This window comes from Arthrobacter sp. M4 (assembly GCF_020251205.1).
Taxonomy (GTDB): Bacteria; Actinomycetota; Actinomycetes; order Actinomycetales; family Micrococcaceae; genus Arthrobacter.
The window spans coordinates 30,883-55,625 of record NZ_JAIWYX010000016.1 but is presented as its reverse complement, the minus strand read 5'-3'; the positions used below and the strand labels follow the sequence as shown (position 1 = coordinate 55,625).

Below are 24,743 nucleotides of genomic sequence, written 5' to 3'. Positions count from 1 at the left end.
AGAGTAACGTGAATTGGGTCACACGTCTCCAATCTGGCCGCGACACACCGACACATACCCGTGTGAGACACGCTCTCCCGAGTACCAAAACGCGTAGGACGCTAGGAGATTGGCTGCCAAAACGGGTACCAATTACTCGGGTTTCGGCGCATCTCAGACGCCTACTCTTTCTGCAGCACGCGTGAAGTGCGCGGGCACAAAGTAGGGGTGGGGACAAGGGTGTGCCGAAACCACGGTCATCCGTCCGCGGCTTTCTTTTGGAGGCCAGGCCCGCCGTGACCTCTGGCTTGCCGCGGATCCCTTGCCTACACTGACAGCACAATCGTGCGGAGCTCCCGCAGATGGCGGCCCGCTCCGCCAGAAGCCCAACTCAGGGAGCATCATGCGTCACTCAAGCAACTCTTTTGCCAGCGTTCTGTCGCGTGCGCTCGTCGCCGTCGCGCTGGCCATGTTGGCTGGTCCGATTTCGACGGCGTCTGCCGCCCCGGCTGCCGACTACATCATTCCGCTGCCGGGCGCCGGAGGCGCAGAAGGCATCGCGGCGGGGGATGGCACAACGTTCTACGCTGGCGACCTCAGCAACGGAAACATCTACCGCGGCGACGTCCGGCAAGGAACGGCGTCGGTGTTTATCGAGGCCCCGGCCGGCCGGGTCGCCGTCGGCATGACGGCCGACGTCCGCAATGGACTCTTGTTCGTTGCCGGCGGCCCAACGGGCCAGGCGTATGTGTACAACACGGTCACCGGCGAACCAGTGGCTTCCTTCCAGCTGACCACAGGTCCGGCCTTTATCAACGACGTCACGCTGACCCGCGAAGGCGCCTGGTTCACCAACTCGGCAGTCGGCGAACTCTACCTGGTGCCCGTCGGCCAGCACGGCGAACTGGGCACGGTCCGGACACTCACGCTCCACGGACCCGCGGCGGACACATCGTCGCAGTTCAACCTCAACGGCATCGTATCCACCCCGTCCGGCGCTGGACTGATCGTGGCGCACACGGGTAATGCCGCCCTTTACACCGTTGACACGGTTACCGGGGACAGTGCGGTGATCGCGGGAGTCAACGTTCCCGCCGTCGACGGCATTGTGGTGCAGGGCAACCAGCTCTGGGCGGTGCAGAACATGCTCAACCAGGTCAGTAAGGTGACCCTGAGCGGAGGCCAGGCCTCCGGCTCCTTGACGGGAGTCATCACCAGCGAGCTCTTCAAAACCCCGACGACGGCGGCCCTGTTTGGTGACACCCTCGCCGTTGTGAATGCCAAGTTCTTCCAGCCTGGGTCCACCACGTTTGAAGTGGTGGTGGTCGGAGCCCGTTAGGGAGTCCATGCCCTGGTCACGGCACTGCCGAAATGTCACTCCAGGGGGAGGGTGACGGTAACGGCAGTGCCGTGGCCAGGGCTGGAATCTACAACCACAGTGCCGCCGGCACCCTGGACGGCTACGGCCATAAGACGCAGTCCGTATCCATGGTGTGGTTCCCCGGCGGGGATGGGGTTGGCGTTCGTGGCAAGCGCTTCTTTGTTGAAGCCGTCCCCATTGTCTAGGACAGCCATCCGGATGCCGTGGTACACGGCGGCGAGGCGGACCGTGACGTCCTTTGCGTGTGCATACTTGAAGGCGTTGCTGAGCGCTTCCCTTGCGGCCTCGTACAGGAGCGCCGCGCAGCCGGAGGAGACTTCCAATCCGTGGTGCGGGGTTTCCCAGTGCACCTCGGTCCCCTCCCGCCTCAGCGGAGCCGTCAGGCGGTCGATGCAGCCTGCGAGTCCCAGGGCGTGAAAGTCGACCGGCTTGCGATCCGTGATGACCCCACCGATGGCGGTGACTTCGTCCAACGCTGGTGCTTGGTACATGGCCCTTCCTGCTTCCTTGCAGTCCCTTGTTCTTTCTGTCGCCTAGGGAGGTCTGGGTCCGGCCTGGGTGCTTTTGATTAAGGGTGGACCTGCTCCATCAGGGTCCACTCATCTTTCCCTCAAGTTCCCATCAGTTTTGGCCAAGTTCTTAACGACAAAAGCCGGATTCCCCTGATTCGGGGGATCCGGCTTTTTGGGTATGGGTAGTCCTAGCTCGCTGGCCTGAGCGCTGTCCGCCATACCCCCACAGCCTTGGCTGAGCTGAAGGTCCACGTTGCGGTTCCGCTGGCACCCGCAGTCGCTTGAACTACGTCGGCGAGCTCAGCGATCTGGCCGCCTGTTGACTCCCAACGCTCGGTCCAGCCGCTGGGCGGAGTGGCTCCAGGCGTGGCGGCGTCGAAGCCTAGGCCGCCGATCAGCAGGGCTCCGTTGGTGACTGTGGTGATGCTACCGACTGTGATGCTGGTTGCTGAGTACGTTGTGTTGACCGCAGTCACCACACCTGTGTCCAGGGGCGAGGTGTTGTCGACGCCCCGGTAGGCCGTAATGCCGGCTCCCCATTTGGTATTCAAGCTAAGGGTCCAGCTGTAGCTGGCCGGATCGGCGGCGCCGACTACGTGGTAGTACGAGAAGACCCGTGCGCCGCCGCTTGCGGAGCTGTTGATGGACAGGGCATTCACGATCGGTACCCAATCAACGGGCACCGAGGCCATGCTCGGGTTGAGGTCCGTGGTGATCGAGGCGACCAGCACGTCACCGGCAGCTAATCCAGCGGGTGCCGGCACGGTCACCGTGCCCACGGCCGTGGAGGACGACGTCACGGAGGAAGCTACGACCACCACTTCCTGGTGAGGCGGCGGCGGGTTGACGGTAATCGTGCCTGAGCTTGCGCTGGAACCGCTGCTGTTTGTAGCCGTTAGCGTTACCAGGTAGCTGCCGGCGCTGGCATAGGTGTGGCTCGGGTTCTGGACGGTTGATGTGGCGCCGTCACCGAAGTTCCAAGACCACGACGTCGGTTGGCCGGCTGACGTATCAGCGAAGGTGACGGGCAGTGGCGCTGCGCCGGTATCGGGTGTAGCGGTGAATGAGGCAACAGGCACCGGAACGACCGGCGCGAGGCTGCGGTCGGAGAACCAGTAGCGCTTGGTCACGTGGTCCGTCGCGAGGACAACGACGCCGGTCGCGGCATTCACGGGCTGCTTAGTGGTAGTCACGTTATTGATGTTGGCCGACGAACCGTCCTGGATCACCGGCGTACCCCGTCCAGCATCAAAGACCGGGTTGTCCATGGACGCCGTCTTCTCGTAGATGCTCCCGGCCATGCCGGAGAAGGCGCAGCCGGTGACTGATGTAGAAGGGGCTGTGTGGAAGACACGGACCAGGTTGTTCTGGGTGTCCAGCAGAACCTGGGGCCGCGATACACAATCGCCCGTCGTGGCGATCGTTGACGACGTGAAGGAACCGGTGCCGGGGCGGAATATAAGGAGCAATTCCTGGGGAAGGTCCGGTTGACCGGTCGTTTCGTTCAGGCTGGTCTTAACTGCGGCGTACACCTTGCCGGACGGGTCGGACAAGAGGGTCTTGATATTCAAGTGGTCGTCCGCCTGCTTCTTGCCCTGGATTGCAGGTCGCACGTTCCATGAGGATGCAGCCGTGGGATCGGTGGTGTCCGTGTGCATGGCCCACCACACCGCGCCGGCCGCCTGGTCGCTCCACATGACACCGATCTTGTTGCTGCCAAAGGCTACGATCGCGGAAATATCGTCCGGCGTGGGATTTGGATTAGACACCGGAAGCACGAATGGCGTGGCCCAGTTGCTGCCCCCCGGTGCTGAGTAGTTCACGTAAACCGTAGTGGTGTAGTTCGTGGCTGAGCTTCCCACCTGCGTCCAGGTTGCCCAGATGGCTCCGGTGGAGTCTTCGTCGATCGTCAGGGATTCGGTCGTGTTATTCGAAATCGTGGCCGGAAAACCTGGATCCAATGTGTAGTTCCCGTTCGCGTAGCTATAGCGGAACAGCTTTGCCGGCTGGCCTGAGTACGAAGGAACGGGATTCTCTTTTGACGACGGAGCCACCACGTGCGTAGCGATGTAAAGGTGCGTCCCGTCCCACAAAGTGTCCGCCGAGGTGGTGTTCCGGGTGTCTATCAGCACCCCGGTGTCGATCCAGGCGGCCGATCCACGATCCAGGCGGTAAATGGTCCAGCCTCTTCCCTGGGTCCACATGTCTGCCCACCAGGAACCATCGTTGAACCACAGCTTGCTCTGCGGCTTATCCGCGGTGGGCGGCTGGTTGGGATTGTTTGGCCCTGCGTAACTGATGCTTTGAGTGCCGTAGTTGGGATCGGCGGTAGCCGCGGCGGGCATGCCTATGAGGGCCGCGGCAACAAGAATTCCAGCCTCAATTAAATGCACGGTCCGCCGGAGGGGTTTATTCATATAAATCGCCTGCTATTCGTCAGCCAGAAAGCAACGGCAGCCATTCCGGATGCGCGTGAGCATAGCCTTATTGGGCACTAGCGACAATGGGTTCCGGTAATGCGTGTGACTGGTGTTTTTGGTGTGGCGAAAGACGGGTACACAAGTAGAACCATGGTTCTCGTACCTGAGTACCGGGCGGCGGGAACTATGGAAAAACGCGTATGGGCTACTCGTGACACCCGTTTGCCACGCATCATACGCTCAACTGCAGGGACAGAGTAGAGACAGCAGAATGAGTGTTGCGGACGTGCAGCAGGAATTTGTCTCTCCAACTCTGCCCTTTTATTTATTCAGAGCGAAAAGCGGGTTTTCTGGGTGGGCCCGCAATGTCATGAAGTGGTGAGGCTTGTGACAATTGCCAATCAGGTTCCGCGGTCATTTCCGGAACAGGATGTTTCATCCATGGCTTCTGTGAGCGTGGTTATTCCCACGCTGAACGAAGAAATGAACCTGCCCTGGGTACTCCGCCGCATGCCGTCGTATGTGGATGAAGTAGTCATTGTTGATGGACGGTCAAAAGACCACACGGTAGACGTCGCCCGGCAGGTGCGTGTTGACGTCGTTGTTGTGGCTGAGCCGCGCAAAGGAAAGGGTGTAGCCCTGCGGGCCGGATTTGCCGCCGCCTCAGGCGACATCATCGTGATGCTGGACGCTGACGGAAGCATGGATCCGCGTGAAATCGGCTGGTTTGTTTCGCCCCTCCAGCATGACTATGACTTCGTCAAGGGCTCGCGCTATGTCACCGGCGGCGGATCAGAAGACCTGACTTTCCTGCGCAGTTTCGGCAATCGGGCACTGACCCAATTGGCCAATACCGTCCTGCACAGCAATTACTCCGATCTTTGCTATGGCTACATCGCCTTCCGCAGGGAGTGCCTGGAAGTCCTTGAACTCAAGTCCGATGGCTTTGAGATAGAAACGGAGCTCATTGTGCGGGCCGCCAGGGCCGGCCTTCGCATCGCCGAGGTTCCAAGCATAGAGCTGGGCCGTATTTCCGGCGCATCCAACCTCAGGACATTCCGCGATGGCTGGCGTGTCCTGCGGACCATGGCCCGCGAGTGCACATTCTGGGAAGCTCCAACGGCCGGGGCCAGGCCCGAAGCCCTGCGTCGGGTGAAATACACCTACCCCAACATCAATTTCCCGCGCACCCCCACCGACCCGCTCAGCCTCTTGGCGCAGACTGCACTCGGGCCCCAGCCCAGCCTGGTTCCCCAGCCGAGCTTGCTGCCCCGAGTCGAAGGAAATTAGCATGCACAATCAATCAGCTTATCCCTCGGTCTCCGTGGTCATCTGTTCGTACACGATGGCCCGGTGGGACCTAATGATGAGGGTTATTGAGTCCGTCCAGACGCAGCACTACCGTCCGCAGCAACTCTTGATTGTGGTGGACCATAACCCCGAGCTGTACAAGCGGCTTATCGACGTAGTCCGGGACGCGACCATTGTGGAAAGTGTGGAGCCCAAGGGATTGTCCGGCGCCCGGAACACGGGCGTAGGCCTGGTGACTTCCGAGGTTGTGGCCTTCCTTGACGATGACGCCGAGGCGGCTCCCGATTGGCTCGAGAAACTCGCCGTCCTTTATGACGATCCGGACGTATTGGCCGTGGGCGGGCGTGTTGTTCCGGTGTGGGAGGCCGGACGCCCGGCGTATTTTGGTGATGAGCTGGACTGGATTGTTGGTTGCAGCCACCGTGGAATGCCCAGGATCGCCTCCGAAGTGCGGAATCTCATTGGCGCCAACATGTCCTTCCGGCTTTCCGTCCTGCAACAGGTGGGTGGCTTTAACGTTTCCCTCGGACGCCAAGGCACTATCCCGCTTGGCTGTGAAGAAACTGAGATCTGCATCCGCTCCACGATCGGATCGCCAGGATCACGCGTTGTCTACGAACCAGCCGCCCTTGTTCACCACCATGTACCCGCCAGCAGGGGGACGGTGAAGTACATGATGTCGCGGTCCTGGTCCGAGGGAATCTCAAAGGCCTTGGTGAGCAACATCGTCGGGCAGAAGCGCGCCCTGGGCCCAGAACGACGCTACGTTCGCCGGGTGTTGCCCCGGGCCGTGATGTCCGGGCTGGGTGACTGCCTCCTGCATGGCAGGCCGGCAGGCCTCGGCCGGGCTGCCGCCGTCGTAGCCGTCCTCGCGGCCACTTCGGTTGGCTATGTTCGGGGGCGGCAACTCGCCCACGAACCGGCACCCCGCCAGTCAATCGTCGTCGAACCCGCCCGCTGGAGCGAGGTCTAACGTGGGCGAGCGCGCGGGCGATCTGCCTCCCACACCACGGGAGCGCCCACAGGACGAGGCACTTGTCCTGTACCCGGCCATGGATAGCACCGAACCGGCTGAGTGGCCCGGTGCCCGGTGGATCGGGACGATCGACCTGCGCGCGCTCGCCGGCCACACGCACCTGAGACTGCAGAATTCCGAAGGATATAGGCGTGCATGGCTGCTGGTCCGTGAGGATGGTTCCCTGCGCGGCTTCGTGGATGTCGACGCCGTGGACGGCGTGGTGGACCGACGGACCCTCGAAATCTCGGCAGCGTCGCTTCCGGCAGCGCTTCCGCAGTCCGTGATGCGGGACACCCCGTGGATCACGGTGGTGGTGTGCACACGGGACAGGTCGGACCAGCTTCGCGGTTCCCTCGCGGCCATACTCCGTCTTGACTATCCCGGATTTGATGTCCTTGTGGTGGACAATGCCGCCCGCACCAGCGAAACAAGGGACATGGTCCACCAGGAGTTTCAGGATTCGCGAGTGACCCTGGTGTCGGAACCCGTGCCTGGTCTGGCGCAGGCCCGGAACACGGGACTCAGCCACGCGCGGGGCGACATCGTGGCCTTCACCGACGACGACGTCATCGTGGACCGGGACTGGCTTCGCGAGATTGCTGCGGCCTTTCAGCGCGTACCGGCCGCGGCCTGCGTTACGGGGCTTGTGCCGGCCGGCGAGATGCGCTCGCCCGTCCAGCGCTACTTCGACGACCGCGTCAGCTGGTCCAAGAGCCTGGTTCCGAGGGTTTATTCCCTCGCAGAACCGCCGGAGAACCTGCCGCGTTTTCCTTTCTGCGTGGGTGAATACGGCACGGGGGCCAATTTCGCGCTTGACCGGCGGGCCGCGCTCGCCCTTGGCGGTTTCGATACTGCCCTCGGGGTGGGAACCCGCACAGGTGGCGGTGAAGACATAGACATGTTCACCCGTGTGGTCCTTTCCGGACGTTCACTGGTGATGCAGCCTTCCGCCATTGTGTGGCACCGCCACCGCGGCGATATTGACGAGTTGCGTTTGCAGGCACGCAGCTACGGGACGGGCCTGGGGGCTTGGCTCACCAAGATCCTCCTCAACCCCCGCACAGCGTGGATGGCACTGGCCAGGAGCCCGTACGCCGTCCGGCACTTTGTCAGCAATGCCCGACGCAAGCCGGGCAGGGTTCCCGAAGGTCAGGCCCCAGTGTCTGCCGATTGGGATCGGCAGTTAGCGAAAGTCCTCAGGCTGGAACTGATCTCGGTTGCCAGGGGACCGTTCAACTACCTGCTCCAACGTTCGATGGGGAAGAGCGTGGGCACATGAACGCAGCTCAGGGCCATCGACCCATCCACAGGTCCCGGCGTGCGACGCTCCACAGCTGACCGGAATCAGGAACAACGAGGTCTCACGGATATGGTTCTAACGGTTAGTAAGGAAGGCCCAACGAGGGAGCCACGCTTCCCGAAGCGGCTGCACGCCCTGCCACTGTACAAGAAACGGGAAATGGCGCTTGCCGCGGCCGGTGTTGTGGCTGCGGCCCTCATCTTCCTGGACATCAGCGCTCCAGGCCTGTCGATTTTCAAACTGGTTGTCTGCCTTGTCGTTCCGGGATGGGCAGTTATCCGAATGCTTCCTGAATCCGACCCGGCCGCCCGACTCGTCTGGACGGCTGTTACGAGTGCAGGAATCTACACTGTCCTTGCGCTGGCCATGGCCTGGACCGCTTTTTGGCAGCCGCGGCCGGCTGCGGCCGTCACGGTGCTGGCAGGCTCGGCGTGCACCGTTTTCATCCCGGTTAACCAACGACGCCGGGAGCCAGCCACCGCGGGCGGCTCCGCCATGCGCTTTGGCCCGCGCAACCTTCCCGGCGTGTTGTCCTGGGGGGTCCTGGCCGTTGCCGTTGGGCTGTGGGCTGGCGGGCTTTTCCTGACGGACGCTACCAACCTTGGCGAACTGGGTCTCTTGGAACGGTTCCCCCTTATTTGGTATGTGGGCGTATGCCTGACACTCATCCTGTGCATTTGGGGAGTGGCAGGAAAGAGGGTGGCCAGCAGGCCGCTATTGAGTGCCTCAGTGGGGTCGCTGGTAGTGATGCTCTACGGATCTGCGAGCATTCTGTCAGAGGTTCCCCGGCTGCCCTGGACTTACAAGCACATCGCGGTCACCGACTTCATTGGTGCGGCAGGCCACGTTGATCCATCAATCGACATCTACAACCGCTGGCCCGGGTTCTTCTCCCTGAGCGCCTTCCTTGGCGAAACAAGCGGGTACCGGGATGCCTTGGCCTATGCGCGGTGGGCAGAGATATCTTATGCGCTTGTCGACGTGGTGGTGGTACTGGCCATTGCGCGGGTCCTTTCCAAGAATCCGCGTGTGTATTGGACGGCTGCGCTGGTCTTCGCCCTGACCAACTGGGTGAACCAGAACTATTACTCGCCGCAGGCCTTCTCCTTCACCCTCTACCTCAGCATGTGCCTGATCGCCCTCACGTTCCTCCGCGGCACCCCCGTCAAGTGGGTGGTGGCAATCGAACGGCGGCTGCGAAGGCGCCGTCTGCACGTGGTGGACGACCTCACTGACCATCGTGAGCACAGTGTGCCCAGGATTCCGGCGATCGTTGTGATCCTGCTGCTCCAGGCAGTGGTTGCCACAAGCCACCAGCTGACGCCCTATCTGGCGGTGCTGGGATTGTTCCCGCTCTTTGTGTTGGGTTACTTCCGGCCCAAGTGGCTGGGGCCTGCCCTTTTTGTGATCGCGCTGGCCTATCTGTTGCCGAACTTCGACTACGTTGAATCCAAATATGGGCTCTTTAGCGGCTTCGATGTCCTGTCCAACGCCAGCATCAGCCCGCCGCAATCTTCGCAATTGACACAGGTCGATCTCCTGCAGGCCCGCGGAACCCAGGTGCTCTCCGTGCTTACGGCGCTGTTGGCGATATGTGGCTTTGCGCGCCGCATGGTTCGGGGCGAAATTCGCACCACGCTCCTGGTCGCGTGGATGGCGGTGGCTCCTGTGCTTGGCCTTATCGGTCAGTCCTATGGGGGCGAAGGTCGCTTCCGGGTCTACCTGTTTGCGCTGCCCTGGCTGTCAATCGGCGTCGCCTGGCTGTTCTGGTCGGGGCCGATTCGCAAGTGGAGGGCTGTGGTGGCTGCCAGCGTTTCCCTAGTGCTCATGGGGGCGCTGTTCGTGGCGATCTATTTCCAGCCGGAAGCCGGAAACCGCATTTCCGTAGAGGAGGCCACGGCCGGCGATTGGCTGGACAACCGGGTGAAGCCCGGTGACCTGATATTCGAGACGAATTACTTCTTCCCATTGCTGATTGGACCGAATTACCCGAACTATCTTGAGTTTGAATCAATCACATCATTGTCCGGTTCCCTCAAGAATTCCAACGGCAATCCCACCGTCAATGACGTCCTGCGGTTCGCCAGAAAGATACGCGGCACGGACACCATTTATGTGGTGATGTCGGACAGGCAGGCAAGAAATGCGGCCGAACGTAAATTGTTCCCGCCCGGAACCCTAACGAGCCTTGAAAATTCGTTGGCGGGCGGCAGCAATGTTGCCAAAGTCTTTGACAACAAAGCCGTCCGCATTTACCAGATCTCGACAGCCGGATAGAACAGTCGGAGGCTGAAAATGATCGGCACGGAAATGACCCCAGCATCACACGTGGAACCCGATCCGAAAAAAGAGCCACGGTCACTGGCCATCTTGAGATCCCGGACCGCGGGTATCGTCGCCATTGCCCTTCTCCTGGCGGGTATTGTGTCCTTCGCCGTCACGTCACGGGACTCCTCCTCGATGCCGCTCGGAGACCTTCCTGGTTGGCGCCAGACCGGAGCGGAGGACTTCAGCACCCCCGCCGCAAAAGGCCTGGTGGGCAGGATCTACGGGCGGGATATGCGCGGCTATTCAGACCTGCGAGACAGCAGCAATAAAGGCATCTACTCGCCGGACATGGTTCTTTCTGTTGAGGACGGGAAGCTCGACTATTTCCTGCACACGGAAGACGCTGTTCCCAGGGTGGCCAGCGTGATTCCGTTTGGCTACAGCGGACAGAAATTCGGGCGATATTCCGTCCGGTTCCGGGCCGATTCCATGCCCGGCTATAAAATCGCCTTCATGCTGTGGCCCACCAGCGATAGCTGGGGCGACGGTGAAGTCGACTGGCCCGAGGGTGGGCTGGATGGAAGCGCCTACGCTGCCTCGGCCATCAACGGATCCCTGGAGAACGGCGGGATGAGATTCGATCCGCCCAGCCGTATCTACGCGCCAACCGACATGACGGACTGGCATATTGCCACCACCGAATGGACACCCGGAAGCGTCAAGTTCTTCTGGGATGGACAGTTGGTTAGCCAAACGACGGACCGTACAGGAGTCCCCTTCCGGAAACTCAGGTGGACCCTACAGGCGGAAACCATGGACGGAACGGATCCTTCGCTTCCGGCTCCTGAGGTTTCCGGGCATTTACAAATCGATTGGGCAGTGCAGTATGCCTACGAACCCGTTGGATAATCCCGCGAAGTCGGAAGGCCAAGGATTCGCTATCCATCCCGCCCTCCTCACGGTGTTTGAGGCTCTGGACCGTGGTGGCGTGGAATGGGCCCTCCTGCGAGGTGAGGGCGATCTCCTTCGGCCCTCGGGGGACGTGGATCTTCTGGTGGCCGCGCGGCAGCTCACGGTGCTGGACGGCCTGCTCGACGGTGAAGGGTTTTGCCGAGTCCGGGCTGCTGGCCACGGCAGCCATCGCTTCTACTTCCACTACTCGACGCCTGACGACCTCTGGCTGAAGCTGGACATCGTCACCGAGATCGCCTTTGGTCCCTACCAGCAGTTGCGATCCACGTTGGCGCCCGGATGCCTCGACAGGCGGGTGCGAAGTGGTTCCTTGTGGCTTCCAGCCCTTCCGGACAAGGCCTGGCTGCAGCTCCTCCATCTCGTGCTGGACAAGGGGGAGATCCAGCCTCAACGCGAGGAGATCGCCCGGAGTGCCGCCGCCATGGCATCTGCCGACGATGTGATCGCGAAGGCCCTAGACGTGGCTGTCGGGTGCGAAACGGCGTCACAACTCCTGGACCTGATCCGCACCAGCAGCTTCGAAGCCATTCCCGGAATGGCGGCTCACATGCGGAGCGCGTGGGCCGGGGGACCCTCTAACGGAGCACCTTGGCGTGCCACAACTTCCGCGCTAACGAACAGGGCGCTCCGGCTCCTTGGCGCCCGGCTGGGCAGGGGGACAACGGTTGGCGTGATGGCCCCTGACGGAGCCGGAAAGACCACCCTTCTGCAGGGCCTTGGCGCCGAGTGCCCACTACCCAGCCGCTACGTCTACATGGGCCTGTGGGGCTCGGGTCGCTGGGATCCCGTGTTTGGCCGCCTCCCGGGTTGGCGCCTTGCAAAGAAGGTGTTCCGCATTCTCCGGGGCGGACTGGCTGTCCGCTACCACCGGGCGTTGGGACGCTTGGTCTTCCTGGACCGTGTGGCCTACGATGCACTGTTGCCCAGTGCACGTGGCTCCGGGCTTTCAGGAGCTGTTGCCAGGGCAACCGACGCGCTGGCCCTGGCCGTGGGACCGGCGCCCGATGTCCTGCTTGTCCTCGACGTCCCCGGGGACGTGATGTTCGCCCGGAAAGGCGAGCATTCGCCGGACGTCCTTGAGGGGTGGCGGCGCGGCTACCTCGAGCTCGCCGAACGGCTCCCCGGTGCTGCCGTGCTCGACGGCGACCAGCCCCTGGATGCGGTCCGTCGCCGCGCCATGGACACTGTCTGGCACAGTCTTGCTCGCCATGGCCTTCACACGCTTGAACATGCCCACCGGGAGCAGGTCCACCGGCAGGAGGGCCACCGCCTGGAGGGACCTAGCGCGCAAGGACGCGCCTTGGACACTGTCTGGCACAGTCTTGCTCGCCATGGCCTTCACACGCTTGAACATGCCCACCGGGAGGGCCCCGGCGCGCAACCCGAGTCTGTAGACCCAGACTTACTGCCGCTCCACCTGTGGCGACGCCTCGACTGGCGTTTCCTGTTGCCAACCCTCCAACCTGGTCGGGTGGGCTACGGCGGCATGCTCGGGAACGAGCAGGTATCTGCCCTTCGGCTGCTGGACCCGGATGCGTTCCCGGTTCGGCCGCCCACGTTCAGCGGGCTCCGGGGAGGTGGCAGTCCGGTTCCGCGCGGCGATGCGGTCCTTCGCGCCGATGTCGTTTTTCTTTCCAGCCCCGACCGTCGCGACGTCGACGCTGCCGTTGCAGCGCTACTGCCCGGTGGCTGGGTGTGCGCGCAGGTGCGACGCTCGCTGCTGGCCCGCACCGGACCCAGGACACTCGCAGGCTGGCAGCGCGAGCTCATGGGCAAGGGTTTCCGGGACGTAGCTGTGTACTGGAGTGCACCGAATCTCGAACGCACCGCGCGGCTGGTGCCGGTGACGTCGTCGACCGCTGTAAGGGACACCTTGGCGCTGCACGCGGACGTGCGCTTCGGACTGGCCAAGGCCGTCGCTGTCCGGTTGGTGATGGCTTGGGGGATGCTTGCGCTCGCCGTCCCCGAGGGCATGGTCACTGGCCGCTGGCCGGCGACGCCTGGCGAACCTTCAGGTGAAGGGACAGGCTATGAACTTCGTTGACGACGTCCTTCACGACCGCTACTGGGAGTTGGGCCTCTATCGCTATGACATCGGTGCGGACTGGGAAACCGTCCTGCTGACGCCGCGGTTTGTGACGTCCCGCCACCTCGTCGCCCTGATTTTTCCGCGGGGCTTCCGCGAGCCGCGCCTCGTGGTGAAGGTTCCTCGCCAGCCGGGCGACAATCTCAGCGTGCGGCACGAGGCCGCTGTGATGGCCGGGCTCAAGGCGTTGGGCCTGGGGGCTGAGCAGGGCATCCCCGAAGTGGTGTCGACTGTCGACGTCGGCGATCACACGGTCCTGATCGAAACGGCGGTGAGGGGAATCCCGCTGGACCCACGGCACGTTGCCGCGGACCTGAAACGTGCCGTGAAGGCAGGCAGCAACTTCGTTGACGCTTTGCCCTGCACGGCTGAAGCGGGAGCCAATTCGAACTGGTACCAGCGCACCGTGGTGGGGCCCCTCCGCCGCCTCGTCGAGCTCCTGCCCATGGAACCAGAGGTCGTCGGACTGGTGGAGCGAACGCACCACGCGCTGGAACCGCTGCAGGGCACCAGGCTTCCCGCCGTCGTCGAACACGGCGACCTGAGCCATCCAAACCTCTTCCTCCGTCCCAACGGCACATTGCAGGTGGTGGATTGGGAGCGGTCCCGCACCGACGGCGTCCCGGGCCATGATTTGGTGTTCTATCTCCAGTACTTGAGCGAATCGCACGAACAGGCCTACGAACGAATCCCGCAGTTGGTCGCCTTCGACAAGGCTTTTGGCCGTGGCGGCTGGGCCTTGCAACCCCTGCGCAGCCACTTGGAGCTTCGTGGCGTGGATCCCCAGCTGCTGCCGTTGCTGGTCCTTGCCACGTGGGCGCGTTCAACAGCCACTCTCGCGTATCGCTTGACGGGGGCGGCTACACTGCAGGGCAAGGCGCACACGCGGGATGCTGTGTTGGCCGACCGCGATTACTGGCTGTGGCGGCATGCCATGGACAGCTGGGAGTTGCGCTAACGTACGACGGCGGGCGCCTCGCCTGAGCGGCAGCGTCCCTCCAGCGCCTCGCCTGAGCGGCAGCGTCCCTCAGCGCCTCGCCTGAGCGGCAGCGGTGCTCAGCGCCTCACCGCAGCAACGGTGCGTTCAGCGCCGCCGTACGAGCTGCAGCAGCTCGTCGTGCAGGGCGGGGAAGCCAAGGCGCAGGATGGTGTAGACCACGGTGACGCCCAAGACCACGGTGACGATCGTCGTCGTAAGCATTCCCGGCAGCGGGAGGGCCAGAACGCAAATCCCCGTGGCCGCCACGGCAGCCCCGCACACCAGGGCCGGCCACACTGCCCGCAGCAGTTGGCGGGCCTTGAGCTCAATGACTTTGGCGGCCACTGTCTGCATGCCGAGGGCGAACAACACGGAGACAGCCAACTGTGCAACGGCAACTCCGACGATGCCCCAGCGAACGGCAATGAGCAGTGCAGGTACCAGAATCGCGAGCCGCGCCAGCGAGATTCCGATGGACAGCCCTGGCCGGCCAAGGGCTTTGTAGACGTCATTGGCGCCAGCGCCGAGGGATCGCGCCGCCGCGTACAAGGCCAGGAAGACCAGCGGCAGCACGGCGTCGGACCATTTAGCACCGAAAAGCAACGGCACCAGCGCCGGCGCCACCACCGCGAGGCCCACGCCGGCGGTGACGCCGTACAGGGACTGCAACTGCACACTCTTGACGTAGCCAACGCGGAGCCGCTCCGGCTCGCTGCGCACCTGTGCGTAGAGCGGGAACATCACCGTTGACAGCACAAAGAAGACGTTGATGATCACCATCTCCGGCAAGCGGAAGGCAAGCGTGTAATAGCCAAGGGCCTGGGTACCCAGCCAGAGGCCGATGATGAGGTAGTCGACGTCGAAGATCAGCCGGGCGAGCAGGGAACTGCCGGCCGTTGGCGCACCGAAGCTCAGGTTTGCCCGGAGTGCGTCCTTGCGAACCCGCCAGATCTGCCACGGTGGCGGCCCGGGCAGCAATAGCCAGCACGCGACGGCGTAGGCGACGGAACCGGCCGCGGTTCCGATGGCCAGCGACCAGGCGCCGTACCCGGCAAAGGCCAGGCTGAGAGCGACCGCTCCCGTGACTGCTGCCCGGATGACGGGTGCGGCCGTCAGACGCCGGAATAACAGGTCGCGGCGGAGGATGGCTTCCGGGACGGCTGCCAGGGAGGTGGCAAGTACCGAAATGGCCAGGACCCGCACCAGGGGAGCTACATCGGGCTGGTTGTAGAGGGCAGCGATCCACGGTGCGGCAAGGATTGCGCCCGAGGCCAGGAGCCCGCCAATGACCACAGAGATCAGCAGCGCGGACCGGGCTACCTCTGCGGTGCGCGGCAGGTAGACCAGCGCCTGGGCAACACCGGCGTCGGCCACAGTTTCCGCATAAGCCATAAGGACAATGGCGAGCGCCACCAAGCCGTATTCGTGCGGGGAAAGGAGCCTGGCCAGCACGATGATGGTGAGAAGGACGATCGCCTTCCCTGAGGCGAAGGCGAGGCCTTGCCACATCACGCCCCGGGCACCGGCCCGGGCAAGTTCCCCCGGTGCGTAGGTCATGCCGAGGACGTTCCACGAAGCGCCGGACTTCCGTCGGCGGCGATGGCTAGCTTGAGCTCTTCAACGTATTCCTGCGCGACGTCCTGCCAGGTTCGGACGGCTGTAACGGGTCGGACGGCTGTAACGGGTCGGACGGCTGTAACGGGTCGGACTGCTTCAGCGCCTGTTGGATCGCTTACCTGTCCCTGCAAGGCCGCGCGGCCAGTCAGCTGACCCACAATCAGTTCCACGAGCTTCCCGGTGTCTTCCTCGACGAACAACAGTGGATGCGGTTCCTGCTCCCTGGCGGCCACGGGAGTAGCCACCACTGGAGTGCCCGCGGCCAGCGCTTCGCGGACGGAGTTTCGGATGCCTACTCCGTGCTCGTCCGGGAAGACGGCCACATCGGCATTGTGAAAAATGTCCACCACTGAAGGAACGTTGGCGAGGACTTCCACCAACGGGCCCGCCAGCTCCAGCACTGCCGGCACGGGCTGGCGGCCTGCGATCACGAACTTCGCGTCTGGAACCCTGTCCCAGACGCGTGGCGCGATTTTGCCGATGAGGACATTGACGCTGTCGATGTTCGGCCCGTAGTTCAGGCTCCCAACGAAGCACACCACGGGACTGCCCTGCCTGGGGCCGCGGCGCGCGGCGTGGTGGGCGCCGTTGGGTATGCTCCGGACATCCCGCTTCAAGCGCCGGGACCATTCGACCGCGTCCTGGGCGCCCACCGTGAGCAGCCTGGCCCGTGCTGGGAGGCGTCGCTCGGCCCGTAGCGCCACGAGTTCGCGCAGGCGGTATGCCGGCCGCAGGGGAAGTGGAACCAAGGCACGGTCCATGCCTGCCCTGATGGACCAGGGATCCACGGTTTGCAGGACTAGGGGACCGCGTACCTTTCTCGCCAGGACGAGTGCATGCGGCCCGTGGATCAGGGTGGCGTCATGGCGTTCGGAGAGTTCTGCGGTGGCCGCCATTGCCTCCCGCGTGGCCCGCTGTTGCTTGCCAAGCCCGATCAGGCCGAAAAAGGAGCGGACAAAGGCCAGGTTTCGGGCCCGTGGCGGGAGAATCCGAACGGCTTCGCAGCATTCCCTGACATCGGCGCCGAGCTCTGCCGGTCCTGAGTACGTCAGGAGGGTCACGGCAACGTCTTCCGGCAGGTTGTGCAGGAGCTCAAAGGGAATCATGGAGCTGCCGTCGCCGTGCACCGGATCGCGTGTTGGCATGCTTTCTGTAATATACAGAAGCTTCATTGCATGAGTGTAAGGGCCGGGCTCCCCAAGGGGGAACCCGGTTGTGCCCAGCGTGTGCCCGGTGTGTGCCCGGCGGCGACCGGGACAGCATTCTGGTCAGCGTGGCGACGGTCTGCTGGTTGATCAGCAGGGTTCATGGCGCCCATGGAGCCACGTTGTCCGTAGGGTCGGCAGCCCTGCCTAGGATCCGCTGGGCCATGCTTAGGGGCTGTCTTCGGCACCCTTCCGCTTCTAGGGTGGAACGCAGACCCTAGCTATCAGAGGAGCCATCATGAGGATTGCAGTAACAGGCGGAAGCGGGAAGCTCGGCCGGAGCGTGGTCCGGCGCTTGTCCCAGGACGGGCATCAGGTGTTGAACCTGGACCGCGTTGGGCAGAAAGGCCGCGGTTTTGTCAGCGTGGACCTGCGCAGCTATGGCCAGGTGCTGGACGTGATCCTGGGCCTGGATGACCGCCACACCGGTTTTGATGCGATCGTCCACCTTGCGGCAATCCCTGCGCCGGGCTTGGCTCCGGACGCCGCCATTTTCGAGAACAACATGCTCTCCACTTACAACGTGTTCCAGGCGGCCCGACGCGCCGGCATCAAAAAGGTGGTGTACGCCTCCAGCGAGACGGTGCTGGGACTGCCGTTCGACGTCGACCCTCCCTACATCCCCGTGGACGAAGAGTACGCGGCGCGACCCGAGAGTACCTATTCCCTGGTCAAGCACCTCGAAGAGCAGATGGCCATCCAGTTGACGCGCTGGGACCCTGAGTTGAGCATCACCGCGCTGCGATTCTCCAACGTGATGGACTCGGAGGACTACGACGCCTTCCCTTCCTTCGACGCAGACGCCAGGGCCCGTAAGTGGAACCTGTGGGGCTACATCGACGGCCGGGACGGGGCGCAGGCCGTTGCCCGTGCGCTGGAGTACACCACGCCGGGTTTCGAGACGTTCATTATCGCGGCAGACGACACGGTGATGGGCCGTTCCAGTGCGTCATTGGCCGCCGAGGTCTTCCCCAACGTGAGCGTGGTCAAGGAACTGGGTGAGCACCAAACAATGCTCTCCATCGACAAGGCCAAGCGGCTCCTTGGCTACCAGCCCGAGCACAGCTGGCGGACCTACCACTCCAACCGGACGACGCCCACCGAAGACTAACCTTTGCCCGGAGCCTGGGATCCCTCGCCAGCCCCCTTCAAGGGGTCCCCGCCCGGGATGGTTGGGACCGCAGGCAGTTCCGTTGGCAGGACCGGCGGAACACCGCCGTGCGGGGGATCGGGAAGCTTGGGAAGCCTGTCGTGGCCGGGGACTTTCGTGACTGTCGAGTCAACCCCCGGGACCGGAGCGCTGGGGCTCGGGGTCGAAGACTCAGTCGGATGCCCTGACGGAGTGGACGGCCTGCTGTCGCCGGGATAGGTGTTGCCCGGCTGCTGGATTGGCTGCTCATGCGGTTTCGGAGCAGGCGGTGCAGGCCGGGTATTCGTCAGTGTTCCGACGATTACCGCGATGTTGTCAGCCGTCTTATTCAGGAAATCGCCGTCAGCGGCTGCCGCAGCACCGGCCGCGGCTCCGAGGGAAACCACGACGGCGGCCGCGGTCAGGGCAGCGCGGCCCGGCTTCCAGGCGCGGGCAGTCCTGGACTGATGTGCCAGCCTTCGGGCCGTAAAGTCCCGCGAGGCGAGGTCGACGACGGTCGCATCGTCGCGTGCCGTTCCCTCCATGTCGAGGGCAGCAGTGTCCAGGGCAGCAGTTTCCAGGGCAGCAGTTGGCGCGGGGCTGGAGGCGTGGATGCCCAAAACAGCTGTCGGCTCGCCGGCGGCTGCCTCGGCGTCGGGCAGTCCCGGCCAGGCGCCGTCGGGCAGTTCAAGTAGTGCGGCCAGATCCGGCGACGGGGCAGGAGGTTCTTCTGCGATCAGGCCGCGGAGCTCCAACAGGACGGGGCGGAGAGCGGCGGCATCCTCGTGGTCCAGGTCATTGCCGGCCAACAACGCTTCGATGGCGCGGCTGTCGTCAGCTGCACGGCTGTCGGCAGCAGCGGCTTCGCCAAATGCGTTTCTGGTGGTCATCGTTCTCCCTCGCCTTTCTTTGAGAGGCGGTTGCGCAGCCCGGTCAGTGCCCGGCGCTGCAATTGTTTGACGGCTCCTACGGTCTTGCCCGTGACTGCGGCGGTGTCCTCAAGGGACATGTCGGCCACCACACGCAGGGTGAGGATTTCTCGCTGGTCCTCGCTGAGGGACTCCAGCAGTTCCCGGGCGTAGCCTCCCACGCCACGGGCAATGGCTTGCTCCTCCGCGGATTCGGTGACGCGCGGGTCAGCGGCTGGGTCGTGTTGGACCGTGTTCGGTTGCCTGCCCTGCCTGCGGTGAAAATCGACGGATCGGGCGTGCGCAATGCTGAAGACCAGGGTTCGGAGCCCGGCGGACCCTCCTGTGACGGATGACATCCGAGGGTACAAGGCCATAAAAACATCCTGGGTGACGGCCTCGGGATCATCGACGCCGCGGGCCCGCAGGTAGCCCAAGACGGCAGGGGAGAGCTCGGTGTACGCCTGGGCAAATGCCGAGGATGGGACCGCGGTGTCTACCGCAGCCGTGGTCCGCTCCGTCAATGTCTCCACTCAACCGCCGTTCTTACCGCAGAGCGCTGCTGCGGGTTCTTTGGTAGCCCCCTCCGGCCCTGGCTCATCTTGTGCCTGGCCCGTCTGGTGCCCGGTCCACCTGGGCCGTTCCTTAAGGGCCAGCCGGCGCCCAGCGCGGGAGGGGGGATTCTCGCGCCGGACACCGGCCGGCCCTGTGGGGGCTAAACCCCCATCAAGGGGACTACTGGCGCGGAGCCGTAGTCGGCAGTTCGGACGCGGAGTCCTTGGCCTTGGAGGGGAGTTCGGAGACTGCCGGAACCTTGGGCTGCTCGGGAACCTGGACATCGGAGGGCAGCTTCGGAGCAGCCGGGACGTTGCCCTTCACGGCAGCGTCGACGTTGACATCGGCGTTCACGGAGACGTTGCCTGCAGCCTTATCGGCGGAAACACCCGGCACGCCAACGTTCTGGCAGAAGACGGTGATGTTTGCAGCACCCTTGGCGGCGACAACCAGGGACTTGTAGGAAGTGGAGTCGGCGCCCAGGCCGCCCTTGGCAGCGGCGTTGCACAGACCGACAGCAGCGGGGCCGGTCAGGTCCGGGCCGGTCGGCAGTGCCTTGGTGACGTCGTTGACGGCGCCTTCCACGGAGTCCTTTGCCTCGTTGGCCTTGTCCTGTGCGTCGGCCTTGGCCTGCTCAGCCTTCTCGACAGCCTCGGCTGCTGCCTTCTTGGCTGCGGAAGCGGCGGGGGCAGGAGCACCGATGACGTCGTGGGCGCTCTGCTGCAGGGCCTCGGGAAGGGAACCGGCGTAGGCGGCAGCAGTGGTGCCACCGACTGCGAGCGTGCCGGCGGCCAGTGCTCCGGCAGCTACTTTGCTGGTGACAAGCGCGGTGAAAAAGGACATTCGACCCTCCAGGGAATCGGTCTCTAAGAGCTTTGGACAACTTGGCCGCCGGTGCGGCCTACACTGTCGTAATCGATGCCTTCCCCGGAAAAGTCACGGGTCCGTAAATATTTTCTGAGAAACTTTCCTGGGGCCCGATGTAGTCGCCAACCTCCGGCGGCGCAGTTATGCTGTCGTCAGTCGGTCCTCTCAAGAGGCCTGGGTTGGACTTTGTATAGGCTGCGGGGGTGGGGTCCTGACGTGCGAGATACCTCAGTTTTCCTGCCGTTGGAGCGTTATTTCCAGCGTATTGGGCTGCGCTCCAGCGTAGTCCTGTGCCAACTGCCCCTGACCATCACCATGGTGATCATCGTGGCGGTCACGGAATGGTTCACTCCGGAAACGATGGACGACCCGACGTTCCGCCTCACCCTGGTTCCGCACATCCTGATCTTTGTGGCCACCCTGGCCGTCCCATGGCACAGGCTGCCGGAGGGCAGTTTCCTGGTGATTCCCCTCATGGACTGCCTAGCCCTGGGGGCGACGTACGAGCGCGGCGGTTCTGAACTGGCCGTGGTTGGCCTGCTCATCGTTTTCCCAGTGATCTGGCTCGCCGTGAGCACCAGCAGGGTCCGGGTGCTATTGGCTGTTGTGTCCTCCGTGGTGACTGCGCTTGTTCCACACTTCCTTTTCGAAGGAGGCTCCCTCTCTCCTCGTGAGCAGGTGCACGTCATCGTTTTGCCGACTGTCATCGGTGCAGTGGCACTCACAGCCCACGTCGTGGCGAAGAGCGTGGTCAGGCAGCGCGAGACGCTGGAAAGCAAGGACCGGGATTTGCAGCAGCTGTATCAGCAAAGCTGGGAGCGCCAGCGGCTCCTGGACACCGTCGTCGAGACTGTCAGCGTTGGCGTCTGGGTTGTGGACAGCGACGGCAATGACGTCCTGGTCAACAGGCGCCTGCTCGCTGAGCGGGCGCGAATAGGCGAGCGGGCCGCGGAGGAGGGCGCAGATTCCCAGGGTAAGGGTAGCCAGACAGAGGACAGAGGACGTGCCGGGAATAAGGGCCTGAGCAGCGTACGCACCAGCGCTAATGCAGGGCCCGACGGCGGCAACGCAGCTTCAGTGGTGTTCCTCGCGGACGGCCAAACACCCATTGACGTGCGCACTGACCCTGTCCGCCGGGCAGCCCGGGGCGAAGCCTTCTCGGACGAGTTGTATTGGATCGGGAACGGTCGTGACCGGCGCGCCTTTTCCGGGACGGCGCGGCCCCTCAAGGACGACGACGGCAGCGTCGCCGGATCGGTCATCGCCTTCACAGACGTGACCGCCTTGGTGAACGCCTTGGGCGCCAAGGACAATTTTGTTGCCACGATCTCGCACGAACTCCGAACCCCGCTCACGTCGATCCTGGGTTACCTGGAGTTGGCATTTGACGAGCCCGACCCCGACCAAGCCCGTGCCAGCCTTGAGGTCATCGAACGGAACGCCACACGCTTGCTGAACCTGGTGAACGACCTGCTCTCGGTGGCTTCCGGGGGCGTGGAACTGAACCTCAAAGACACCGACTTTGCGGACATCGTTGCCAGGTCGCTGAGCAGCGCCAAACCCCACGCGGCCGCCAACGGAGTGCACTTCGCCCTGGACGCCGACAGGCCGCTGCCAGCCAAACTCGACCCCAACCGGATAGGCCAGGTGTTGGACAACCTGCTGTCCAACGCGATCAAGTACTCCCCGGACGGCGGACTGGTAAGAGTATCCGCGCACGTTGAAGACGGTTTCCTGGAATGCACTGTGGCCGACTCCGGAATCGGCATGGACGCCCAGGAGCAGGAACAGGCCTTCACCAAGTTCTTCCGTGCCTCCAGGGCCATGGAAACGGCCATCCCCGGAGCGGGCCTGGGCCTTCCCATCAGCAAAACAATCGTCGAAGGCCACGGTGGCACCATCGAGCTGACGAGCACCCCGGGCAAAGGCACAAAGGTAACCTTCACGATTCCCACCGCTCCCGCTAACCAGGAAGTAATGGCCGAATAGCGCAGGGCAGATGGGCTACTCCTCGTAGTGCGTCTTTGCCGGGCCGTGGCCCAGCGCCTCTACGATGGCGGACGCAACGTCCTGCAGCTTGATGTTCCGGGAATTGGAAGCCGACTTGAGGATGGTGAACGCCTCGTCCTGGCTGCACCGGTTCTGCGCCATGATGATGCCTACGGCGACGTCGATGGCCGTCCGGGACTCCAGGGCCGCGCGCAGGTTTGCTGCCGCCTCGTTGTGATGGGCAAAACGAACGGCAAGCTTCAGCGCCGTGGATGTTTGCATAACGAAGTCCTGGGCCAGTTCCCGGGCCTTTTCATCAAAGCGTCCAGGCCTGTGCGAGTAGAAGTTCAGGGCTGCGCGGGTTTCGCCTTCCAAGGCGAATGGAACGGCGAGGATGGAACGCACCCCGTGGTCCAGGATGGTTTTTGCGTATCGGGGCCAGCGGTCGTGTTGCTCCAGGTCCGGGATGTGGACCATAACCTGCTCACGCGACGCCGTCATGCACGGGCCGTCGCCCACCGCGTACTGGATTTCGTCCATGGCCTGCGCCTCCGCGGAACTGCTGGCCACGGTGGCGGCCTTCCGGTGCCTGAGGAGGGTGATGCCGCACAGCACAACGTCATCCGGCTCCGAGAGATTGCGTGAAGACATGCGCGCGAGCTCGTGGAGGAAATCCTCCACATCGGTGCTTTGGAGTACCAGTTCCTGTAGATGATCGTTGTTGGGCGAATCGTTTGCGTGCGTGAGGCTGGCCACGGTTGCTTGCCGTTTCATTTCGGTCTGATCGTGCCGGCAAAAGGAGCCCACGCTGCCGCAGGGACAAGCGAGGAGCCGGAAGGATGAGATGTCCAACGGCCCTCTGCTAAACCGTACCGGAAAATCATATGACACTTGCGGGTATCGAAAAGCCACGGCACCAGAGCATGCTTCCCCGGCGGGTTGCGGGAGCGGCTTGGGCCGAGCCCGCTAGGGCATTCGACGCACGGGTTCGCCAGGGCAGAGTCCGTTGAGGACATCCTGGGCCCGCCCTTGAACCTCCACCAGTAACGGCCTGACTGTAGACACGTAGGGGTCGGGAACAGGGGCCGGCGGGTAGGCGAGCAACACCGTAACTTGGCGTGTTCCGTCTGCGCTGGACATGGAAACTGCGCCGAAGCCCCACACCTCTCCCGATTGGCCGTAGTAATAGCCTCCGGCGCAGGTGTCGCTCCACTGCGTGACGCCGAGTCCAACGTAGGCCGGGTTGCCTGTTTTCAGGTCTTTCAGCGTTTCGGGGCGCAGAAGCCGGCCGCCCAGCAAAGCGGCAAAGAAGTCGTTGACTTCAGTGGCATTGGAGACGGCGCCGGAGGCGCCCGAGCCAATGAGGACAGCTGGGCGGGTCACGTCCAGGAACGTGCCGCCGTCGAGCGCGAAACCGCGGACGTCCCGCGGTCCCTGTGCCGCGGCGGGAGACCCCATGATCGCTGTTCTCCGCAGGCCAAGCGGCTGGAAGATGTCGGCATCCAGGACATCGGAAATCGGCTTGCCCCGGTATTTTTCGACGATGCGGGACAAGACCAAATAGTCGGACGTCGAATAGCGGTAGGTGTGGATGATGGTGGTCCGCCACGGCTCCGAGCCAGCCAGCCGAAGGGCTTCCTCGGTACTGATCCGTTTAGAGAGGGCTTCGCTCAGCGACTTTCCGCGAAGGAGGGGCGTGAGGAACTCCGGGAGTCCGGCAGTGTGCTGGACAAGTTGCCGCACGGTGACAGCTTCCGGAGGGTGGACCAGGTCGTTGAAGTCCGGCAGGTGCCGCGCTACGGGATCGTCGAGGGCAACCGTGCCTTCCTCCACGAGCTTCAGGAGCGAAACCGTCACCATGGTTTCCGTCAGCCGCGCGATGGGGAAGCGGTCCGCTGGCCGCGCAGGGGAGAGGGCCTCCAGATTTTGGTGCCCGTACGCGCCTGCCCAGGTGCGGCCGGAGGCCCGGACTTCGACGGCGACAGCCAGGGTCCCGGTATCAGCCAGCCGGCGGGCGAAACCGTCCAAGGACGAGGTTTCGCGGGCAGTGAGCGGCTGGATTGCCGCCCGGGCACTCGATGCGGAACGTGCAGGATCGTTCCCGGCAACGCAGCCGGAAAGACAGGTAGCCAATACCAGCAAGCCTGTCATTGCCGTCCGAAGGGCAGCAGCGGGGCGTTGTCCCCGTGGCATCCAAGCGACTCCTCCACGAATGCGTCGGGAGGCAGGAACCGGCGGCCTTGCGAT

The 24,743-nt window shown here is 63.6% G+C and carries 19 protein-coding genes; 10 read left to right on the top strand and 9 right to left on the bottom strand.

Translation table 11 applies throughout. The features are described from left to right. The first annotated feature begins 382 nt into the window (after positions 1-382). Positions 383-1,318, top strand: coding sequence for a hypothetical protein (locus tag LD110_RS19745; RefSeq protein ID WP_225501405.1), 936 nt, complete (start codon positions 383-385; stop codon positions 1,316-1,318). Between the two features lie 35 nt (positions 1,319-1,353). Here the strand turns inward: LD110_RS19745 and LD110_RS19740 are convergent, their stop codons facing one another. Beyond that, positions 1,354-1,851, bottom strand: coding sequence for a sensor histidine kinase (locus LD110_RS19740; RefSeq protein WP_225501403.1), 498 nt, complete (start codon positions 1,849-1,851; stop codon positions 1,354-1,356). 209 nt (positions 1,852-2,060) lie between these two features. Further along, positions 2,061-4,289 (bottom strand): PKD domain-containing protein, encoded by a 2,229-nt coding sequence (locus tag LD110_RS19735; protein WP_225501400.1) that lies wholly within the window; start codon positions 4,287-4,289, stop codon positions 2,061-2,063. A 444-nt stretch (positions 4,290-4,733) separates the two neighbouring features. Here LD110_RS19735 and LD110_RS19730 point away from each other — a divergent pair, with 444 nt between their 5' ends. The 7 genes from LD110_RS19730 (at position 4,734) to LD110_RS19700 (ending at position 14,205) form a co-directional block, all read left to right on the top strand. Next, entirely contained in the window at positions 4,734-5,582 is an 849-nt protein-coding gene (locus LD110_RS19730; RefSeq protein WP_225501397.1) for a glycosyltransferase family 2 protein, read from the top strand. Between the two features lies 1 nt (position 5,583). Further along, on the top strand, positions 5,584-6,576 hold the full coding sequence (locus LD110_RS19725; RefSeq protein ID WP_225501395.1) for a glycosyltransferase family 2 protein: 993 nt from the start codon (positions 5,584-5,586) through the stop codon (positions 6,574-6,576). A 1-nt stretch (position 6,577) separates the two neighbouring features. After that, a complete protein-coding gene (locus tag LD110_RS19720; RefSeq protein ID WP_225501393.1) occupies positions 6,578-7,900 on the top strand; it encodes a glycosyltransferase family 2 protein in 1,323 nt (440 codons plus the stop codon). Between the two features lie 180 nt (positions 7,901-8,080). Then, the gene (locus tag LD110_RS19715) at positions 8,081-10,198 is read left to right on the top strand and encodes a hypothetical protein (protein ID WP_225501390.1); all 2,118 of its coding nucleotides are present in this window, start codon (positions 8,081-8,083) and stop codon (positions 10,196-10,198) included. A 33-nt stretch (positions 10,199-10,231) separates the two neighbouring features. Then, positions 10,232-11,098: a glycoside hydrolase family 16 protein gene (locus LD110_RS19710; protein WP_225501388.1), complete on the top strand. Its 867-nt coding sequence runs from the start codon at positions 10,232-10,234 to the stop codon at positions 11,096-11,098. Next, positions 11,076-13,205 carry a hypothetical protein gene (locus LD110_RS19705; RefSeq protein WP_225501386.1) on the top strand — a complete coding sequence of 710 codons (2,130 nt, stop codon included), beginning with the start codon at positions 11,076-11,078 and terminating at the stop codon, positions 13,203-13,205. The genes LD110_RS19710 and LD110_RS19705 overlap by 23 nt, the downstream gene beginning before the upstream one ends. Then, complete coding sequence (locus LD110_RS19700) at positions 13,192-14,205, top strand: phosphotransferase (protein WP_225501383.1); 1,014 nt, start codon at positions 13,192-13,194, stop codon at positions 14,203-14,205. Before LD110_RS19705 ends, LD110_RS19700 begins: the two co-directional genes overlap by 14 nt. Before the next feature lie 126 nt (positions 14,206-14,331). On the opposite strand, the gene LD110_RS19695 is transcribed toward LD110_RS19700, so the two are convergent. Both LD110_RS19695 and LD110_RS19690 read right to left on the bottom strand, forming a co-directional pair. Then, the gene (locus LD110_RS19695; RefSeq protein ID WP_225501381.1) at positions 14,332-15,783 is read right to left on the bottom strand and encodes a lipopolysaccharide biosynthesis protein; all 1,452 of its coding nucleotides are present in this window, start codon (positions 15,781-15,783) and stop codon (positions 14,332-14,334) included. Next, entirely contained in the window at positions 15,780-17,015 is a 1,236-nt protein-coding gene (locus tag LD110_RS19690; protein WP_225501379.1) for a glycosyltransferase, read from the bottom strand. Before LD110_RS19690 ends, LD110_RS19695 begins: the two co-directional genes overlap by 4 nt. Before the next feature lie 271 nt (positions 17,016-17,286). Here LD110_RS19690 and LD110_RS19685 point away from each other — a divergent pair, with 271 nt between their 5' ends. Beyond that, complete coding sequence (locus LD110_RS19685) at positions 17,287-18,159, top strand: NAD(P)-dependent oxidoreductase (protein WP_225501378.1); 873 nt, start codon at positions 17,287-17,289, stop codon at positions 18,157-18,159. On the opposite strand, the gene LD110_RS19680 is transcribed toward LD110_RS19685, so the two are convergent. The 3 genes from LD110_RS19680 to LD110_RS19670 all read right to left on the bottom strand — a co-directional run bounded on the left by LD110_RS19680 (position 18,156) and on the right by LD110_RS19670 (position 20,483). Next, positions 18,156-19,067 carry a hypothetical protein gene (locus LD110_RS19680; protein ID WP_225501376.1) on the bottom strand — a complete coding sequence of 304 codons (912 nt, stop codon included), beginning with the start codon at positions 19,065-19,067 and terminating at the stop codon, positions 18,156-18,158. The genes LD110_RS19685 and LD110_RS19680 overlap by 4 nt on opposite strands. Next, the gene (locus LD110_RS19675) at positions 19,064-19,618 is read right to left on the bottom strand and encodes an RNA polymerase sigma factor (RefSeq protein ID WP_225501373.1); all 555 of its coding nucleotides are present in this window, start codon (positions 19,616-19,618) and stop codon (positions 19,064-19,066) included. Before LD110_RS19675 ends, LD110_RS19680 begins: the two co-directional genes overlap by 4 nt. A gap of 202 nt (positions 19,619-19,820) precedes the next feature. Next, on the bottom strand, positions 19,821-20,483 hold the full coding sequence (locus LD110_RS19670; RefSeq protein ID WP_225501371.1) for a protein tyrosine phosphatase: 663 nt from the start codon (positions 20,481-20,483) through the stop codon (positions 19,821-19,823). Between the two features lie 240 nt (positions 20,484-20,723). Here LD110_RS19670 and LD110_RS19665 point away from each other — a divergent pair, with 240 nt between their 5' ends. Beyond that, positions 20,724-22,496, top strand: coding sequence for a HAMP domain-containing sensor histidine kinase (locus LD110_RS19665; protein ID WP_225501369.1), 1,773 nt, complete (start codon positions 20,724-20,726; stop codon positions 22,494-22,496). A gap of 15 nt (positions 22,497-22,511) precedes the next feature. Here LD110_RS19665 and LD110_RS19660 read toward each other — a convergent pair whose 3' ends face one another. Both LD110_RS19660 and LD110_RS19655 read right to left on the bottom strand, forming a co-directional pair. After that, on the bottom strand, positions 22,512-23,270 hold the full coding sequence (locus tag LD110_RS19660; protein WP_225501367.1) for a GAF and ANTAR domain-containing protein: 759 nt from the start codon (positions 23,268-23,270) through the stop codon (positions 22,512-22,514). A gap of 192 nt (positions 23,271-23,462) precedes the next feature. Then, entirely contained in the window at positions 23,463-24,689 is a 1,227-nt protein-coding gene (locus tag LD110_RS19655) for a serine hydrolase (RefSeq protein WP_225501365.1), read from the bottom strand. Between the last annotated feature and the right edge of the window lie 54 nt (positions 24,690-24,743).

Bases quoted from the DNA above. Each gene is read 5' to 3' on its own strand.
- LD110_RS19745 (WP_225501405.1), top strand. From the start codon at position 383: ATGCGTCACTCAAGCAACTCTTTTGCCAGCGTTCTGTCGCGTGCGCTC.
- LD110_RS19740 (WP_225501403.1), bottom strand. From the start codon at position 1,851: ATGTACCAAGCACCAGCGTTGGACGAAGTCACCGCCATCGGTGGGGTC.
- LD110_RS19735 (WP_225501400.1), bottom strand. From the start codon at position 4,289: ATGAATAAACCCCTCCGGCGGACCGTGCATTTAATTGAGGCTGGAATT.
- LD110_RS19730 (WP_225501397.1), top strand. From the start codon at position 4,734: ATGGCTTCTGTGAGCGTGGTTATTCCCACGCTGAACGAAGAAATGAAC.
- LD110_RS19725 (WP_225501395.1), top strand. From the start codon at position 5,584: ATGCACAATCAATCAGCTTATCCCTCGGTCTCCGTGGTCATCTGTTCG.
- LD110_RS19715 (WP_225501390.1), top strand. From the start codon at position 8,081: ATGGCGCTTGCCGCGGCCGGTGTTGTGGCTGCGGCCCTCATCTTCCTG.
- LD110_RS19710 (WP_225501388.1), top strand. From the start codon at position 10,232: ATGACCCCAGCATCACACGTGGAACCCGATCCGAAAAAAGAGCCACGG.
- LD110_RS19705 (WP_225501386.1), top strand. From the start codon at position 11,076: ATGCCTACGAACCCGTTGGATAATCCCGCGAAGTCGGAAGGCCAAGGA.
- LD110_RS19700 (WP_225501383.1), top strand. From the start codon at position 13,192: ATGAACTTCGTTGACGACGTCCTTCACGACCGCTACTGGGAGTTGGGC.
- LD110_RS19695 (WP_225501381.1), bottom strand. From the start codon at position 15,783: ATGACCTACGCACCGGGGGAACTTGCCCGGGCCGGTGCCCGGGGCGTG.
- LD110_RS19690 (WP_225501379.1), bottom strand. From the start codon at position 17,015: ATGAAGCTTCTGTATATTACAGAAAGCATGCCAACACGCGATCCGGTG.
- LD110_RS19685 (WP_225501378.1), top strand. From the start codon at position 17,287: ATGAGGATTGCAGTAACAGGCGGAAGCGGGAAGCTCGGCCGGAGCGTG.
- LD110_RS19680 (WP_225501376.1), bottom strand. From the start codon at position 19,067: ATGACCACCAGAAACGCATTTGGCGAAGCCGCTGCTGCCGACAGCCGT.
- LD110_RS19670 (WP_225501371.1), bottom strand. From the start codon at position 20,483: ATGTCCTTTTTCACCGCGCTTGTCACCAGCAAAGTAGCTGCCGGAGCA.
- LD110_RS19660 (WP_225501367.1), bottom strand. From the start codon at position 23,270: ATGAAACGGCAAGCAACCGTGGCCAGCCTCACGCACGCAAACGATTCG.
- LD110_RS19655 (WP_225501365.1), bottom strand. From the start codon at position 24,689: ATGCCACGGGGACAACGCCCCGCTGCTGCCCTTCGGACGGCAATGACA.